Annotated in this window: 1 protein-coding gene; it reads left to right on the forward strand. The window is 57.2% G+C overall.

Annotation, left to right across the window (positions count from 1 at the left end; genetic code table 11):
* Window positions 1-348 (forward strand): aminotransferase class III-fold pyridoxal phosphate-dependent enzyme (locus tag AAIG11_RS17990; protein WP_343187563.1); only part of this gene is annotated, 348 nt, incomplete at both ends.

The raw sequence follows: 348 nt of genomic DNA on the forward strand, positions 1-348 counted from the left end.
TTGCCCCGGGCATCCACCGGGCCCTGTACCCCTACTGCTACCGCTGTCCCTATGACAAAGAAAGAGCCACCTGCGGCCTCTACTGTGCCGGCCAGTTTGAAGCCTTCTTCCTGGAAGAAGTGGATCCTACCGATGTGGCGGCCATCATCCTGGAACCCATTCAGGGTGAAGGCGGCTTTGTGCAGATCCCCGATGAGTACATCACCGTCTTAAGAGACATTTGCGACACCCACGGCATCATTCTCATTGCCGATGAAATTCAAACCAGCTTCGGCCGTACCGGCAAGCTCTTTGCCACCGAACACTGGCCTGCCGCTCCCGACATGTGGACCACCGCCAAATCCATTG

Origin of the sequence: Anoxynatronum sibiricum (assembly GCF_039414295.1) — a bacterium.
Classification (GTDB): domain Bacteria; phylum Bacillota; class Clostridia; order Peptostreptococcales; family Tindalliaceae; genus Anoxynatronum; species Anoxynatronum sibiricum.